Below are 14,577 nucleotides of genomic sequence, written 5' to 3'. Positions count from 1 at the left end.
ACCGTGGACGGCGACGACGTGGACCCTCACGACCCTGCGGGAGTGGGGGCTCGACGCCGCCGCCCTGACCGGCACGGCGGCGCTCCTCGCCGCGAACTGCCGCTGGGAGTACGACGACCTGCCCTACTGGGGTGGCGAGGTGGACTGCTGCATCAACGCGATGACCCTGGCCGACGGGGCGTGGCTCGGCGCCGACGTGGCGGCGCTCGTGCGGTGGTTCCCGGAGCACCGCCTCGCCGACGGCGGCTGGAACTGCGCGTGGGTCGAGGGGTCGACGCGGTCCTCGTTCCACTCCACGCTCAACGTCCTGCGCGGGCTCCTGGCGCACGAGGTCCTCACGGGCGGCACGGACGACCTGCGCGCCGCCCGCCACGCGGGCGAGGAGTACCTGCTCGAGCGGCGGCTGCTGCGCCGGCGGTCGACGGGCGAGCTGGTCGGGCCGTGGGTCACGACGTTCGCCCACCCCTACCGCTGGCCCTACGCCGCGCTGCCCGCGCTGGAGCACTTCCGGGCGGCGGCGCTGCTCGACGGCACCGCCCCCGACCCCCGGCTGGCGGACGCCGTCGCCGTGGTCCGCGACGCGCGGCAGGCCGACGGGACGTGGCGGCAGCAGACCCGGCACGCGGGAGAGGTCTGGTTCGAGGTCGACGTCGCGCCCGGCGCCCCCTCGCCCTGGCTCACCCTGCACGGCACGCGGGTCCTGGACTGGTGGGACCGCGCCTCGGCGAGCCCCTCGGTCGCCGCGGGGTCCACAGGCGGCGGCTGACCCCCGCTGTCCACCGTCCTGGGCGACGCCGGTTCCGGTGGCCGTCGGCGGCCTAGCGTCCCGGTGTGCCGAACTCCCCGTCGTGGTCGCGTCCCGCTGCGCCGCAGCACGTCGACGCGCGGGAGCTGGCGCGTCGGCAGTGGCGGCGCGGGCCGGGCCGGGACCCGCTCGGGAACGCCGATCCGTTCGCGCCGGCCGGCACGGACGGACGAGACGAGACGGACGAGACGGACGACCTGGACGCGGTCGACGACGAGGACCCGCGGGAGGCGGCGGGCGCCGGGGCGCGGCACCGGGCCGGGATCGCCCCGTGGCGGGAGGAGGTGCGGCAGCGGGCAGCGGACCGGGTGCCGCCCGGGGTGCGGGCGCTGCGCTGGCGCGTCGGGCGGTCCGCGGCGCGCGGCGCCGTCGTGGTGGCGGGGCTGGTCGCGCTGGGGCTGGTGGTGGCCGCGGTGCTCAGCTGGCCCCGGCCGTCGGGAGTCGTCGCGGGTCAGGCGGTGCCGCCCCGCACCGACCCGGTCGCGGTGTCGTCGGCCGCCGGGGAGCCCGGGGGGTCGGCGTCTCCCGCCGGAGCGCCGGCCCCGGCGCAGTCGCCGTCGCCGGGGGAGCCCGCGGTCTCGCCGGCGGCAGGCGTCGTCGTCCACGTGGCCGGGCAGGTCGCGAACCCGGGCGTCGTGACCCTGCCCGCGGGCAGCCGGGTGGCCGAGGCGCTGGCGGCGGTCGGGGGAGCCACCGAGGCGGCGGACCTCGACCGCGTCAACCTCGCCCGGCCGCTCGTCGACGGTGAGCAGGTCCTCGTCCCGGCCCCGGGCGAAGTGGTCGCGGCGGCGCCCGCCCCGGCGGGTCCCCTCGCCGACGGAGGCCGCGGCGACGGGGCCGGTGGGGCCGCCGCGGGGCCGCTGGACCTCAACGCGGCCACGGAGGACGACCTGGACGGACTGCCCGGCGTGGGGGAGGTGCTGGCGGGGCGCATCCTCGCCTGGCGCACCGAGCACCGCCGCTTCAACGACGTCGAGGAGCTCGGCGAGGTGCAGGGCATCGGGCCCAAGCTGCTGGACGGGCTGCGACCGCTGGTGCGCGTGTGAGCGCGCCCGCGCCCGGCGCGACCTCCCCTGCGACGACCCCGGCGCGGCCGTCCCTGGACCTGCGGCTGCTGCCTCCGGCGCTGCTCGCCTGGGCCGCGGCGGCGTGGGCCGTCACCGCGGCGACGGCGGTCGTCCTGATCGGGGTCGCGGTGACGACGGGGGTGGCCGTCCTGGCCGCCGTGCATCTGCGTCGCCGCGGCCGGGGCGGTCTGGTGCTGCTGAGCAGCGTCGCCGTCGCCGTGGTGCTGCTCGCCGCGCTCGGCCAGCTCGCCCTGGCCCGCACCGGACCGGTGGGCGACTGGGCGGCCGCGGGGGCGACGGTCGACGCGGTGGCCGAGGTGCGCTCCGACCCCCGGCGGGTGCCGGCCCCCCGGCCGGACGCGCCGGCACGCGTGGTCGTCGACGTCGAGCTGAGCCGTGCGACGGCGCGCGGGACCACCGCCGCGGTCGCCACCCCCGTCCTGGTCCTCGCGGACGCCGCCGACTGGCAGCGCGCGGAGCCGGGCACCCGCGTGCGGCTGCGGGGCAGGCTCGCGGCCACCGAGCCCGGCGACCGCGTCCGGGCGCTGCTGCTGCTGGCCGGGCCACCGGAACGGCTGCAGGACAGCGGTCCCGTGCACCGCGCCGCCGAGCGCCTGCGGGCGGGGTTGCGGGCCGCGTGCGCCGGGCTGCCCGCCGACGCGCGGGGCCTGCTGCCCGGCCTCGTCGTCGGCGACACCTCGCTCCTGCCGCCCGACCTCGAGGCCGCGATGCGGGCCGTGGGTCTCACGCACCTCACCGCGGTCAGCGGCTCGAACACCACGCTCGTGGTCGGCGCGCTCGTCGCGCTGGCGGGGTGGCTGGGGGCCGGGCGGCGCACGCGGCTGGTGCTCGCCGGGGCCGGGCTCGCGGGTTTCGTGGTGCTGGCGCGGCCGGAACCCAGCGTGCTGCGGGCCGCGGTGATGGGCGGGATCGGCCTCGTGGGCGTCTTCGCGGGGCGACCCTCCCGAGGGGCGCCGGTGCTCTTCGGGGCCGTCGTGGTGCTGCTGGTGGTGGACCCGTGGCTGTCGCGGCAGTACGGGTTCGTGCTGTCGGTGCTCGCGACGCTGGCGCTGCTGCTGCTGGCCCGTCCGTGGGCGGAGCGGCTGGTGCGGGCCGGCTGGCCGCGGTGGGCGGCGTTCGCGGTGGCCGTCCCGACGGCGGCGCAGGCGGTGTGCGGTCCGGTGGTCGCCCTGCTGCAGCCGTCGGTGAACCTGCTGGCCGTCCCCGCGAACGTCGTCGTCGCGCCCGCCGTGGCCCCCGCCACCGTGCTCGGGCTCACCGCGACCGTGGTGGCGGTGCCGTGGCCGGGGGCGGCCTCGGTCCTCGTGTGGCCCGCAGGGCTGGCGGCGCAGTGGATAGCCCTCGTCGCGCGGTCCGCCGCGTCCCTGCCCACGTCGGTCCCGCTGCCGTCGGGGGTGCGCGGGGCGGCGCTGCTCGCCGGCCTCACCGTGCTCGTGCTCGTCCTCGTCGTCTCGCTCCCGCCGCTGTGGCGGCGGCTGGGGGCCCGGCGCACGGTCGCGGGGCTGGTGGTCGTGGTGCTGCTGGCGGTCCTGCTGACGCGGTGCACCGTGCGCAGCGGCGCCCCGGCGGGCCCGTGGCCCGTTCCCGACTGGCTGGTCGTGGGGTGCGACGTCGGGCAGGGCGACGCCCTCCTCCTGCGCTCGGGCCCGGACTCGGCGGTGCTGGTGGACGCCGGCCCGGACGGTGAGCTGGTCGACGGGTGCCTGGACCGGCTGGGGGTGCGGCGGCTGGACGCGGTCCTGCTCTCCCACCTGCACGCCGACCACGTCGACGGTCTGGCCGGCGCGCTCGCGGGCCGGTCGGTGGGGCGCGTGTGGACGTCGCCGCTGCAACCGCCCGGTGCGGTGGAGGACGGGCTCCGCGCCGCGCTCGACGACGCCGGCGCGCGGCTGGAGGTGGCGAGCGCCGGCACGTCGGGGCGGGCGGGGGCGGTGTCCTGGACGGTGCTGTGGCCGCCCGCGGGGGTCGCGGAGCTCACCTCGCCGGACTCCTCGGAGGTCAACGACTCCAGCCTCGTGGTGCTGGCCGACGTCGGCGGCGTCCGGGTGCTGCTGACGGGCGACCTGGAGACGGGGGCGCAGGCGCGGCTGGCGGCGACGTCGCCGCGCTGGCCGGGCGGGGCGCGGGTCGACGTCGTCAAGGTCGCCCACCACGGGTCCGCGCGGCAGGACCCGCGGCTCTACGAGGCGGCGCGGCCGCGGGTCGCGCTGGTCGAGGTGGGCGCGGCCAACGACTACGGCCACCCCTCGCCCGAGGCGCTGTCGGTGCTGGACGCGGTCGGCGCCCGGACGCTGCGCACCGACCGCGACGGCGACCTCGCGGTGGCCGGCACCGCGCAGGCCCTGCGGACGGTGGTGCGGGGCTCCGACCCGCGCGACGCCGCGCGCCGCGACCGCTACGGGGTGGGGTGACCCGCGGGTGCCGCTCTCTCGTCGGGCGCGGGGTGCCGGGGTTGTCGGGCGCGGGTGGCAGGCTGTCGCCGTGCCCGCCCGAACCACCGCCTCACCTGCCGCGAGGAAGGCCGCGCCCGCCAAGGCGGCGGCGAAGACCGCCCTGAAGTCGCTGGTCACCGCGGTCGACCCGCACGACGTCCCGCTCGCCCCCGTGGTCCTCCTCACCGGGTCCGAGGACCACCTCGCCGACCGGGCGCTGCAGTCGCTGATCGCGAACCTGCGGGCCGCGGACCCGGCGTTCGAGCGCACCGACGTCGCCGCCGCCGGCTACCAGGCCGGCCAGCTGTCGACCTGGACGTCGCCGTCGCTGTTCGAGGAGCGCTCGCTGGTCGTGGTGGACGGCGTCGACGCGGCCACGGACGCGTTCGTCGACGACGTGCTCGGCTACCTGCCCGACCCCTCCGACGCCGTCGTGCTGGTGCTGCGCCACCGCGGCGGCAACCGCGCGAAGAAGGTCCTCGACGGCGCCCGCGCCACCCGCGGCAGCGTCGAGGTGGCCTGCCAGCCCCTCAAGCGCGACCAGGACAAGGTCGACTTCGTCATCGCCGACGTGCGCCGCGTGCGCCGGCGCATCGACGTGGACGCGGCGCGGGCGCTGGTGCACGCCGTCGGCAGCGACCTGGGGGAGATGGCCGCCGCCGTCGACCAGCTGCTGTCCGACACCGACGGCACGATCACCGAGGCCGACGTCGACCGGTACCACGGCGGGCGCCGGGAGGCGACGGGCTTCGAGGTGGCGGACGCCGCGATCGACGGTCACGCCGGGGCGGCGCTCGCCCTCACCCGGCACGCCGCGGCCACCGGGGTCCCCGGCGTCGTCGTCGTCGCCGCGCTCGCCTCGCGGCTGCGGACCCTGGCGAAGGTGGCCTCGGCGGGCCGGGGCAAGTCCGCCGACGTGGCCCGCGACCTCGGCATGGCGCCGTGGCTCGTGGACCGGGCGCGTCGCGAGCTGCAGCACGTCGAGCCCGAGGGCCTGGCGCGGGCGCTGCTCGCCGTCGCGGCCGCCGACCACGCCGTCAAGGGCGGTGCCGAGGACGGGGAGTACGCCGTCGAGCGGGCCGTCCGGGTGACGGCCGAGGCCCGCACCCGCTGAGCTGCAACGCGCCCGGACGCACCGGAGGCCGGCCCCCTCGCGGGGACCGGCCTCCTGGAGCAGCTGACCTCAGACCTTGGCCGCGGCCTTGGCGATCGAGGACTTGCGGTTGGCCGCCTGGTTCTTGTGGATGACGCCCTTGCTGACGGCCTTGTCGAGCTTCTTGCTCGCCAGGCGCAGCGCCGCGGTCGTCTTCTCGGCGTCGCCGCTGGCGGCCGCCTCCTTGAAGTGGCGGATCGCGGTGCGCAGCTCCGACTTCACGGCCTTGTTGCGCAGGCGGGCCTTCTCGTTGGTCTTGATGCGCTTGATCTGCGACTTGATGTTCGCCACGTCGTGAGCTTCCTTGTCGTCGAGCCGGTCGATGTCAGAGGGCGGTCTGGCCCACCGGGGACTCCGGCGTGGGGCACCGGGTGACGGCGGGGACCGTGACCTCCGCGCGCGGACGGCGAAGGCAGCAGCCAGGTTACCAGCGCTCGCGCGCCGTGCCGGACGCGAGCGCCGCCGGGCACCGGGCAACACCGGCGTGATCTCACCGAAACCCCGACGACACGTCGAGTCCTCTAGCGTGCGCCTCATGTCCGACGTCTTCGACGGCTACCGCGACGCCCCGGCGGGTGCGGCCGCCGGCCGCGCCGCCGACGAGATGTTCGACGCCGCGGGCCTGCCGCGCGAGGAGTGGGCGGCGCTGCACGCGACGCTCCTGGACATCCCGGTCACCGAGCTGCGCGCCCGCGCCGACCAGCTGGCGGCGACCTTCCTCGACCGCGGCGTCACCTTCGACTACGCGGGCGAGGAGCGGCCCTTCCCGCTCGACGTGGTCCCGCGCCTCATCGAGGCCGAGCGCTGGAGCCGCGTCGAGCGGGGGGTCCAGCAGCGGGTTCGCGTCCTGGAGGCGTTCCTCGCCGACGTGTACGGGCCGATGGCGTGCGTGCGCGACGGCGTCGTCCCGCGCCGGGTCATCACCTCCTCCAGCCACTTCCACCGCGCGGCCGTGGGCGTGGAGCCCGGCGGTGGCATCCGCATCCACGTCGCGGGCATCGACCTGGTGCGCGACGAGGCGGGCGACTTCAAGGTCCTCGAGGACAACGTGCGGGTGCCCAGCGGCGTCAGCTACGTGCTGGAGAACCGCCAGGCCATGACGCAGGTGCTGCCCGAGGCCTTCGAGGCCCACCGCGTCCAGCCGGTCGCCGACTACCCGCAGCACCTGCTCGCCGCCCTGCGGGCCGCGGCGCCGTCGGGCGTGGACGACCCGACCGTGGTCGTCCTGACGCCCGGCGTCTACAACAGCGCCTACTTCGAGCACTCCCTGCTGGCCCGCGCCATGGGCGTCGAGCTCGTCGAGGGCCGCGACCTCGTCTGCCGCGGCAACCGCGTCTACATGCGCACCACGGCGGGCGACCGCCGCGTCGACGTCGTCTACCGCCGCGTCGACGACGACTTCCTCGACCCGGTGCACTTCAAGCGCAGCTCCGTCCTCGGCGTCGCCGGCATCCTCAACGCCGCGCGCGCCGGCGGGGTGAGCATCGCCAACGCCGTCGGCAACGGCGTGGCCGACGACAAGCTCGTCTACACCTACGTGCCCGCGCTGACGCGGTACTACCTGGGCGAGGAGCTGATCCTCGGCAACGTGCCCACGTACCGGCTGGAGATCCCCGCCGAGCGCGAGGAGGCCATGGACCGGCTCGAGGAGCTCGTCGTCAAGCCCGTCGACGGCTCCGGCGGCAAGGGCCTCGTCGTCTGCCCCGACGCCACGCCCGAGCAGATCGCCGACCTGCGCACGCGCGTGCTCGCCGACCCGCGCGGCTGGATCGCGCAGCCCGTCGTGGCCCTCTCGACCGTGCCGACCCTCGCCGGGCAGCACCTGCGCCCGCGCCACGTCGACCTGCGGCCCTTCGCCGTCAACGACGGCCGGCGGGTGCGGGTCCTGCCCGGCGGGCTGACCCGGGTGGCGCTGCGGGAGGGCTCGCTCGTCGTGAACTCCAGCCAGGGCGGCGGGTCGAAGGACACCTGGGTGCTCGCGGCGGTGGGCGAGCCCGTCGAGGAGCTGCTGCCGCCACCGGTCGCGGACGACGTGCTGCCCCTGCCCCTGGCCCCCGGCGGCAACCACGCCGCCGACCCGGGCCCCGGCACCGGCGGCGACCAGGCCCAGCAGCAGCAGTGACGCCCGCCGGCACGACCCGCAGACCGTTCCCGACCCGGACCCCGAGGAGGCGCATCCCGTGCTGAGCCGCATCGCGGAGTCGTTGTTCTGGATCGGCCGCTACACCGAGCGCGCCGACGCCACCGCCCGCATCCTCGACGTCCACGTCGAACGGACCCTCGCGGACCCGTGGATCGACGAGAACGCCGTCACGACGTCACTGCTCGCGGTGATGGGGACGACGGTGGACCCGGGCGGCGGCCGGGTGGGGCGCCGGGAGCTGCTGGAGAAGCTGGCCTACGACCCGGTGAGCTCCAGCTCGATCACGGGCGCCCTCGGTGCGGCCCGCGAGAACGCCCGCCGCGCGCGCGAGACGGTCTCCTCCGACATGTGGGAGAGCCTGAACACGACGTGGAACGCCCTGGCGTCCGGGCGGTGGCGCTCCGCCAGCCCGCACCGGTTCTTCTCCTGGGTCCGCGAGCGCACGGCCGTCGTCTCCGGCCTGGTCGACGCGACCATGAGCCGCGACGACAGCTGGCAGTTCTTCGTCCTGGGGCGCTCGCTGGAGCGCGCCGACATGACCGCGCGCCTCGTCGCGACGCGGGCGGTCGGCGGCACGGGCACGCAGTGGCCGCTGCTGCTGCGCTCGTGCGGCGCGTACGAGGCGTTCCTGCGCGCCTACCAGGGCTCGAGCACCGGCGCGGCGGGGGAGCAGCACGCCGCGGAGTTCCTGCTGCTGGACCGCCTCTTCCCGCGCTCGGTCGTCAACGCCCTGAACGTCGCGGAGAGCTGCCTCGTCGCGATCGACCCGCAGCAGCGCCGCGTGGGCTACGCCGAGGACGCCCGGCGCATCATCGGGCAGGCCCGGACCCGCCTGGAGTTCCAGAGCTCCGAGCAGCTCCTCAGCGACCTGCACCCCCAGATGCGTGCCGTGCAGGAGGCGTGTTCGGCTGCGTCGCAGGCGGTCGCGGAACGGTTCTTCCCCATGGCCGGGGCGGTCTCGTGGACGGCGGGGAGGTCCTGATGCGCCACCGGATCGTGCACACCACGACGCACACCTACGAGGGGCCCGTGCGGGCGTCGTTCAACGAGGCCCGCATGACGCCCCTGACGACGCCCGAGCAGACGGCCCTGGACACGCGGGTCGAGGTCAGCCCCGCGGCGTCGATCTCCCGGTACTGGGACTACTGGGGCACGCACGTCACGGCGTTCGACATCCACGCGCGCCACCACGAGCTGGTGACCACGGCGAGCAGCCTCGTCGAGGTCGACCGCCCGCTGCGCCCGGCGCACGAGGTCGCCTCCTGGGAGCGGCTGCGCGGCGACGAGGTCCTCGACCTGCACGTCGAGCACCTCACGCAGACGCCCCGCACCGTGCCGCCGTCCGAGGGCTTCGCCGAGCACCTGCACGAGATCACCGCGGGCGCCGACCCCCGCGAGGCGGCGCACCGCGTCTGCTCGTGGGTCCGCGAGGAGGTCAAGTACGTGCCGGGCGCGACGGGGGTGCAGGCGACGGCCGCGGAGTCGTGGGCGCAGCGCAGCGGCGTCTGCCAGGACCTCGCGCACCTGGCGCTCGCCGGGCTGCGGGAGCTGGGCATCCCCGCCCGCTACGTCTCCGGGTACCTGCACCCGCGGCGCGAGCCGGAGCTGAACGTCGAGGTCGCGGGGGAGAGCCACGCGTGGATCGACTTCTTCGACGGGGAGTGGACGGGCTGGGACCCGACCAACGACATCCCCATCGGCGACCGGCACGTCGTGGTCGCCCGGGCCCGCGACTACTCCGACGTCAGCCCGCTGCGCGGCGTGTACTCCGGGCCGACGTCGACCGTGCGGGCGAGCGTCGCCGTGACGCGCGTCGCCTGAGCGCGACGGTCCCCGGGCAGGCTGGTCCCGTGAGCGGTGGCGGCGACCCGGCCGGGGACGCGGGCTGGACGTGGGACCCGACGCTGTACGCGGGCAGCGCCCGGCACTACGCGGCGGGCCGGGTGCCCTACGGCCCCGGGGTCGTCGAGGCCCTCGTGGGCGCGCTCGGGCTGGACGGCTCCCAGACCCTGCTCGACGTCGGGTGCGGGCCGGGGTCGCTGACGCTGCTCCTCGCCCCGCACGTGGGCCGGGCGATCGGTGTCGACGCCGACCCGGACATGCTCGCCGAGGCGGCCCGGCTGGCCCGCGCGCAGCGGCTCGAGGGCACCGCGTGGCGGCTGCTGCGGGCCGAGGAGCTGTCGGGCGACCTGCCCGCCGTGGACGTCGTGACGTTCGCGCAGTCGCTGCACTGGATGGACGGCGCGCGCGTCCTGCCTGCCGTCCGGGGGCTCCTGCGGCCCGGGGGCGCCGTCGTGCACGTGCACGCCGAGACCCACCGCGGGACCGAGGACGGCGGGGCGGCGCCCTTCCCGCGGCCGCCCTGGGCGGAGGTGACGGCGCTCGTCGAGCGCCACCTCGGGGCGCGGCCGCGCGCCGGCCGGGGGTTCCGCCCGGCGATCGGCGGCGGTGGCGAGGCGGTCCTGTACCGGGCGGCCGGGTTCCGCGGACCGCAGCGCCTCACCGTGCCGGGCGAGACCGCGACGCGGACCGTCGAGCAGGTCCTCGACGCCGTCCACTCCCTGTCCAGCGCGGCGCCCGCCCTGTTCGGCGACCGGCTGGCCGACGTCGACGCCGAGCTGCGCGACCTGCTGACGAGAGCAGCCTGCGAGGGCCTGTTCACGGAGCGCATGCCCGACGTCGACCTCGACGTGTGGCGGTAGCCGCGGTCCGGCGCTCGGCGCGCCGGGCGGGGCCGCCGTCCCTACCCTCGACGCGTGCCGCGCCCGAACCTGCGTCGACTCCGGTGCCACTCGTCGTCGCTCAACGCCGCCCTCGTCGTGCTGGTGGCCGCGCTCATGGGCGCGGTGTTCGCGTCGTTCTACCTCGACGCGCTCGGGCGCCCGACGGCGCGCGCGATCGCCGTCGGCGTCGTCGGTCCCGACGCCGCGCAGGCCCCGTACGTCCGGGCGCTGGACGAGGCGACGCAGCACGGGCTCGTCCTGACCGGCTTCCCGACGGCGCAGGCCGCGCAGCGCGCCGTGGAGCTGCAGGAGCTGTACGCGGTGGTGGTCGTCGGCGACGACGGCGCGGTGCGGCTGGAGACCTCGAGCGCCTCGGGCGCGTCGGTCACGCGCGTCCTCGCGCAGGCGTCCGCGACCGCTCAGCAGACGACGCGCACCCGGCTGACCACGACCGACCTGCACCCGCTGCCCGCGTCCGACCCGTCGGGGCTCTCGGTGTTCTACGTGACGATCGCGGCCACGATCATCGGCTTCGTCGGCACGTTCCAGCTGCGCGCCAACGCCCGGCCCCTCGACCTGCGCCAGTGGCTCGTCGCCACCGGCGCCCTCGCCGCGCTGGGCAGCCTGCTGATCGTCGTCGCGGTCGACGGCCTCCTGGGCCTGCCGCTGCCCTTCGTCGAGACCTGGTGGGCGCTGGGCCTGCAGATGGCCACGGCCTCGACCTTCGCGGGGACGATGGCCGTGCTGATCGGCCCCTGGGCCGTGCTGCCGACCTGGACGGTCTTCGTGCTGCTCGGCAACACGTCCTCCGGCGGCGCGGTCTCCCCGGGCCTGCTTCCGCAGCCCTTCGCGGTCCTGCACGAGTGGCTGCCGTCGGGGGCGACGGTCAGCGCGCTGCGCGCCGCCGCGTACTTCCCCGACACGGAGCGCTGGGGTCCTCGTCTGGTCCTGCTGGTCTGGGCGCTCGCGTGCCTCGCCGCCCTGCTGCTCGTCTGCCGACGGCGCGGGACGAGCCCGGGGGCGGCCGACTAGCCGATCGCGACGGGGGCCGCGGGCACGACCTGGTCGGCGACCGCCCACCACCACTCGTGCAGCTCGTGGTAGCGGCTGCCGGGTTCCGTCCGCCCCTCCCAGGGCTTGTCGATGATGTAGTGCACGTTCTTCACCTGCCGGACGTCCCACAGCGCCGGGTGCTGGTGCGGCAGGGTCTTCAGCGCGTTGTAGACGTAGGGCAGCGGCCGCCACCGGCCCGCGAAGAACTCGTTGAGGAAGTCCTGCTCGGCGAACTGGTACCGCGTGAGGTCCGTGAGCCCCCGCAACCGGGCCAGCAACGCCTCGAAGACGCCGGCGTCCGGCTCGAGCACGAGGAACCCGCCGTTGAAGTAGCTGTCCACGACGTCCGGTTCCTCGGTGTGCTCGACGCCCCGGCAGTGGGTGTAGAAGCAGTTCGCGGGTGTCCAGCTCGCGGGGTAGCTCGCGATCCGGTTGGGGTTGCAGCGGCACGCGTGGCACGCCGCCGGGCCGCCCGCGGGCAGTTCGAGGGTGAACAGCTCGTCCATCCCGGCCACGACCAGCATGTCGGCGTCCAGCACGACGAGGCGCTCGAACTCCACCAGGCTCCAGGACGCCAGCTTCGTCCAGACCTCGGCGAACCTCGCGTTGGCGTAGCTCGCCTCGAGGTGGCTGTCGGGACGCAGGGGCTCGACCTCGCGGACCAGGCACCCGTCGTCGGTCAGCGTCCGGCGGGCCGCCGCGTCGATGTCGGGCGTGACCATCACCACCAGCGGGTGCTCGGTGCCGGAGCGGCGCAGCGAGGCGTGCAGGACGCGCACCCCCACCAGGTAGTCCGGTTGCGTCAGCAGCGTGGCCCACGCCTTCATCGGTGGTCTCCTCGTGTTCTCGGGAGTCGGTCGTGCGTCGAGCGGTCGGGTGGTGCGGACGGGCGGTGGTGACGGGCGGCGTGCGCTCAGGCGAACAGCGCGTCGGTGAAGGTGTTGGCGAACCGGTGCTGCGGGTCGAGCTGGTCGCGCACGCGGCGGAAGTCGTCCCACCGGGGGTACAGCGCCGGCCAGTCGTACAGGGGTTCCTCGAAGTACTTGCCCCAGTGCGGCCGGCCACCCTCGACGGCCAGCACCTCCTCCACGGCGCGCAGGAAGTCCATGCCGCCGGCCGACAGCGTCCCGTCCTCGGCGTAGTACACGACGAAGCCGAAGTAGCACGTCTCCTGCTCGTGCGCCGGGCTGAGCCAGGCGGAGGAGGGACCGGTGCAGCGCAGGATGACCGGGTAGTGCATGTGCGGGTTCGTGCGCGCGTGCCACTCCTTCAGCACCGTCACCACGTCGTCGACCCGGGCCAGCGGGACGGCGATCTCGACGTTGATCTGCGGGGTGGCGATCCCGCGGCAGAACACCTGGTAGACGTCGCCCGTCACGTCGGAGAAGTCCTTGAACCTGTTCACCGTGCGGTACGGCTTGCCGTTCACGTCGGTGATCCGCGTGTCGCCGCGCATGTTGGTGAGCGTGGCGTCGATCGTGCGGTTCATGGCGTCGCTCGTCTCGGCGCGCGTCACGAGCTGTCCGCCACCGTCGCGGTAGGCGCGTGCCTCCGCGGGGCCGGCCTCCTGCGCGGTCCACACGTGCACGAGGTTCTCCCCGGGGAACCACCACGCCTTGCTCAGGGCGTTCTCGCGGTTCCACGCCGTCAGCCGGGTTCCGAGGTCGTCCGCGCTGACGGCGTCCTTGTGGCAGCTGTAGACGGGGCTCGGCACGGTCTGCAGCGTCACCGCGCTGACGGCGCCCAGCACGCCGAGGCCGAGCTGGACGGCGCCGAACGAGGGGTGGTCGCGGTCGAACTCCGCGACGGAGCCGTCGGCCAGGACCATGCGGATGCCGAGCGCGGCGTCGGCGATGGAACCCTGCCGCAGGCCCTGCCCGTGCGTCCCCGTGGCGAGGGCGCCCGCGAGCGTCTGCGACGCGATGACGCCGGGGGACGACGGGAGCACGCGGCCCGACGCCGAGAGGACGTCGTAGACCTCCTGCAGCGGGGTGCCGCCCGCGAACGTCGCGGTGTCCGGGCCGGCGGACAGCAGACCCCGCAACCGGCGCGTGTCGAGGAGGCGGTCGCCCTCGGCCGCGGCCCGCAGCATGCGGCCGGAGGACATGCGGGAACCGATCAGGCGGAGGCGGCCGCCGCCCGACGTGACGGCCGCGCGCAGCTCCTCCTCGGTGCCGGGGGAACTGAGGGCGGCGCTGCGACCGAGCGTCGCGTTCCCGGCCCAGTTCCAGAGCTCGGTGCCGTCGTCGAGCTCCGTGCTGCGGCGGGGGTAGGCGGTCACGGTGACGGCCATCGGCAACTCCTCACGTTCACCAGATCCGATGGGCGGGGACGAACGCCGAAAGGCAACGAGAACCTAACCCGAACCTGCGCGGAGAGCGCCGCCCGAGACGCGAAGGTGACGCACATCGCACCGCGGTCGGGTGGCCCCGGTGCGCTCGTGTCGGTGCACTCGGCTAGAACGGCGGTGTGCAGACCACCCACAGCGGCCCGCGCGTCCTCGCGGTCCGGCTCGACAGCGACGGCGACGTCCTCATGACCGGCCCGGCCGTCGCGGCGCTGGGCCGCGGCCCGGACGGCGTGGCCGCCGAGCGCGTGGACCTGCTCGCCGCCCCGCCCGGCGCGGCCGCCGCCCGGTTGCTGCCGGGGGTCGAGGAGGTCCTCGTCGCCGACGTCCCGTGGTCCGGCTACCGGCCGCCCGCGCCCGACGCCGCGCCGCTCGAGGCGCTGGTGCAGACCCTGCGCGAGCGGGCCTACGACGAGGTGGTCGTGTTCACCTCCTACCACCAGAGCCCGCTGCCCATGGCGCTGCTGGCCCGCCTGGCGGGGGTGCCGCGCGTCATCGCGGCGAGCGACGACTACCCGGGGAGCCTGCTGGACCTGCGCCACCGCCGCCCCGGCCCGCCCGACGGCACGGGCGGCGAGCACGAGGTCGTGGCCAGCCTGGGCCTCGTCGCCGCGTCGGGCCGGGCCGTGCCCGCCGACCCGCGGATGACCCTGCGCCACCCGCTCCCGCCCCTGCCGGCCGAGCTGGCGGCCGAGCTGGGCGACGACCTCGCGGCCGGCCGCGTCGTCGTGGTCCACCCGGGGGCGTCCGTGCCCGCGCGGGCCCCCCACCCCGACGTCGCGGCCGCGTCCGTCGCGGCGCTCGCCGCCGCCGGCTGGCGGGTCGTCGTCACG

13 protein-coding genes are annotated in these 14,577 nt (G+C 76.2%); 10 read left to right on the top strand and 3 right to left on the bottom strand.

Features of this window, described 5'->3' with window-relative positions; translation table 11 throughout:
* From GTR02_RS12840 to holA, 4 genes are all read left to right on the top strand, one after another.
* Positions 1-766: squalene cyclase (locus GTR02_RS12840; protein ID WP_166607890.1), on the top strand; the 766-nt coding region annotated here is incomplete at its 5' end.
* A gap of 65 nt (positions 767-831) precedes the next feature.
* Entirely contained in the window at positions 832-1,851 is a 1,020-nt protein-coding gene (locus GTR02_RS24475) for an SLBB domain-containing protein (protein WP_205709182.1), read from the top strand.
* Entirely contained in the window at positions 1,848-4,304 is a 2,457-nt protein-coding gene (locus GTR02_RS12830) for a ComEC/Rec2 family competence protein (protein WP_166607889.1), read from the top strand. Before GTR02_RS24475 ends, GTR02_RS12830 begins: the two co-directional genes overlap by 4 nt.
* A gap of 70 nt (positions 4,305-4,374) precedes the next feature.
* Positions 4,375-5,439 (top strand): DNA polymerase III subunit delta, encoded by a 1,065-nt coding sequence (holA, locus tag GTR02_RS12825; RefSeq protein ID WP_205709181.1) that lies wholly within the window; start codon positions 4,375-4,377, stop codon positions 5,437-5,439.
* A gap of 69 nt (positions 5,440-5,508) precedes the next feature.
* Here the strand turns inward: holA and rpsT are convergent, their stop codons facing one another.
* Entirely contained in the window at positions 5,509-5,769 is a 261-nt protein-coding gene (rpsT, locus tag GTR02_RS24470; RefSeq protein WP_166607888.1) for a 30S ribosomal protein S20, read from the bottom strand.
* A gap of 244 nt (positions 5,770-6,013) precedes the next feature.
* Here rpsT and GTR02_RS12815 point away from each other — a divergent pair, with 244 nt between their 5' ends.
* From GTR02_RS12815 to GTR02_RS12795, 5 genes are read left to right on the top strand one after another with little or no spacing between them, the layout of a single operon-like run.
* On the top strand, positions 6,014-7,600 hold the full coding sequence (locus GTR02_RS12815; RefSeq protein ID WP_166607887.1) for a circularly permuted type 2 ATP-grasp protein: 1,587 nt from the start codon (positions 6,014-6,016) through the stop codon (positions 7,598-7,600).
* 58 nt (positions 7,601-7,658) lie between these two features.
* Positions 7,659-8,603 carry an alpha-E domain-containing protein gene (locus tag GTR02_RS12810; RefSeq protein WP_166607886.1) on the top strand — a complete coding sequence of 315 codons (945 nt, stop codon included), beginning with the start codon at positions 7,659-7,661 and terminating at the stop codon, positions 8,601-8,603.
* Positions 8,603-9,442 (top strand): transglutaminase family protein, encoded by an 840-nt coding sequence (locus GTR02_RS12805; protein ID WP_205709180.1) that lies wholly within the window; start codon positions 8,603-8,605, stop codon positions 9,440-9,442. Before GTR02_RS12810 ends, GTR02_RS12805 begins: the two co-directional genes overlap by 1 nt.
* A 29-nt stretch (positions 9,443-9,471) precedes the next feature.
* Complete coding sequence (locus tag GTR02_RS12800) at positions 9,472-10,323, top strand: methyltransferase domain-containing protein (RefSeq protein WP_166607885.1); 852 nt, start codon at positions 9,472-9,474, stop codon at positions 10,321-10,323.
* A 54-nt stretch (positions 10,324-10,377) separates the two neighbouring features.
* On the top strand, positions 10,378-11,376 hold the full coding sequence (locus GTR02_RS12795) for an ABC-2 transporter permease (RefSeq protein WP_166607884.1): 999 nt from the start codon (positions 10,378-10,380) through the stop codon (positions 11,374-11,376).
* Here the strand turns inward: GTR02_RS12795 and GTR02_RS12790 are convergent.
* Complete coding sequence (locus GTR02_RS12790; protein WP_166607883.1) at positions 11,373-12,224, bottom strand: glycosyltransferase family 8 protein; 852 nt, start codon at positions 12,222-12,224, stop codon at positions 11,373-11,375. The genes GTR02_RS12795 and GTR02_RS12790 overlap by 4 nt on opposite strands.
* Before the next feature lie 86 nt (positions 12,225-12,310).
* Positions 12,311-13,690: a D-arabinono-1,4-lactone oxidase gene (locus tag GTR02_RS12785; RefSeq protein WP_166607882.1), complete on the bottom strand. Its 1,380-nt coding sequence runs from the start codon at positions 13,688-13,690 to the stop codon at positions 12,311-12,313.
* A gap of 176 nt (positions 13,691-13,866) precedes the next feature.
* On the opposite strand from GTR02_RS12785, the gene GTR02_RS12780 reads away from it, so the two are divergent.
* On the top strand, positions 13,867-14,577 hold a 711-nt coding region (locus tag GTR02_RS12780; protein ID WP_240895619.1), incomplete at its 3' end, for a glycosyltransferase family 9 protein.

The organism is Kineococcus siccus, from assembly GCF_009906795.1.
Taxonomy (GTDB): Bacteria; Actinomycetota; Actinomycetes; order Actinomycetales; family Kineococcaceae; genus Kineococcus; species Kineococcus siccus.
This window is presented reverse-complemented; position numbering and strand designations above follow the sequence as displayed.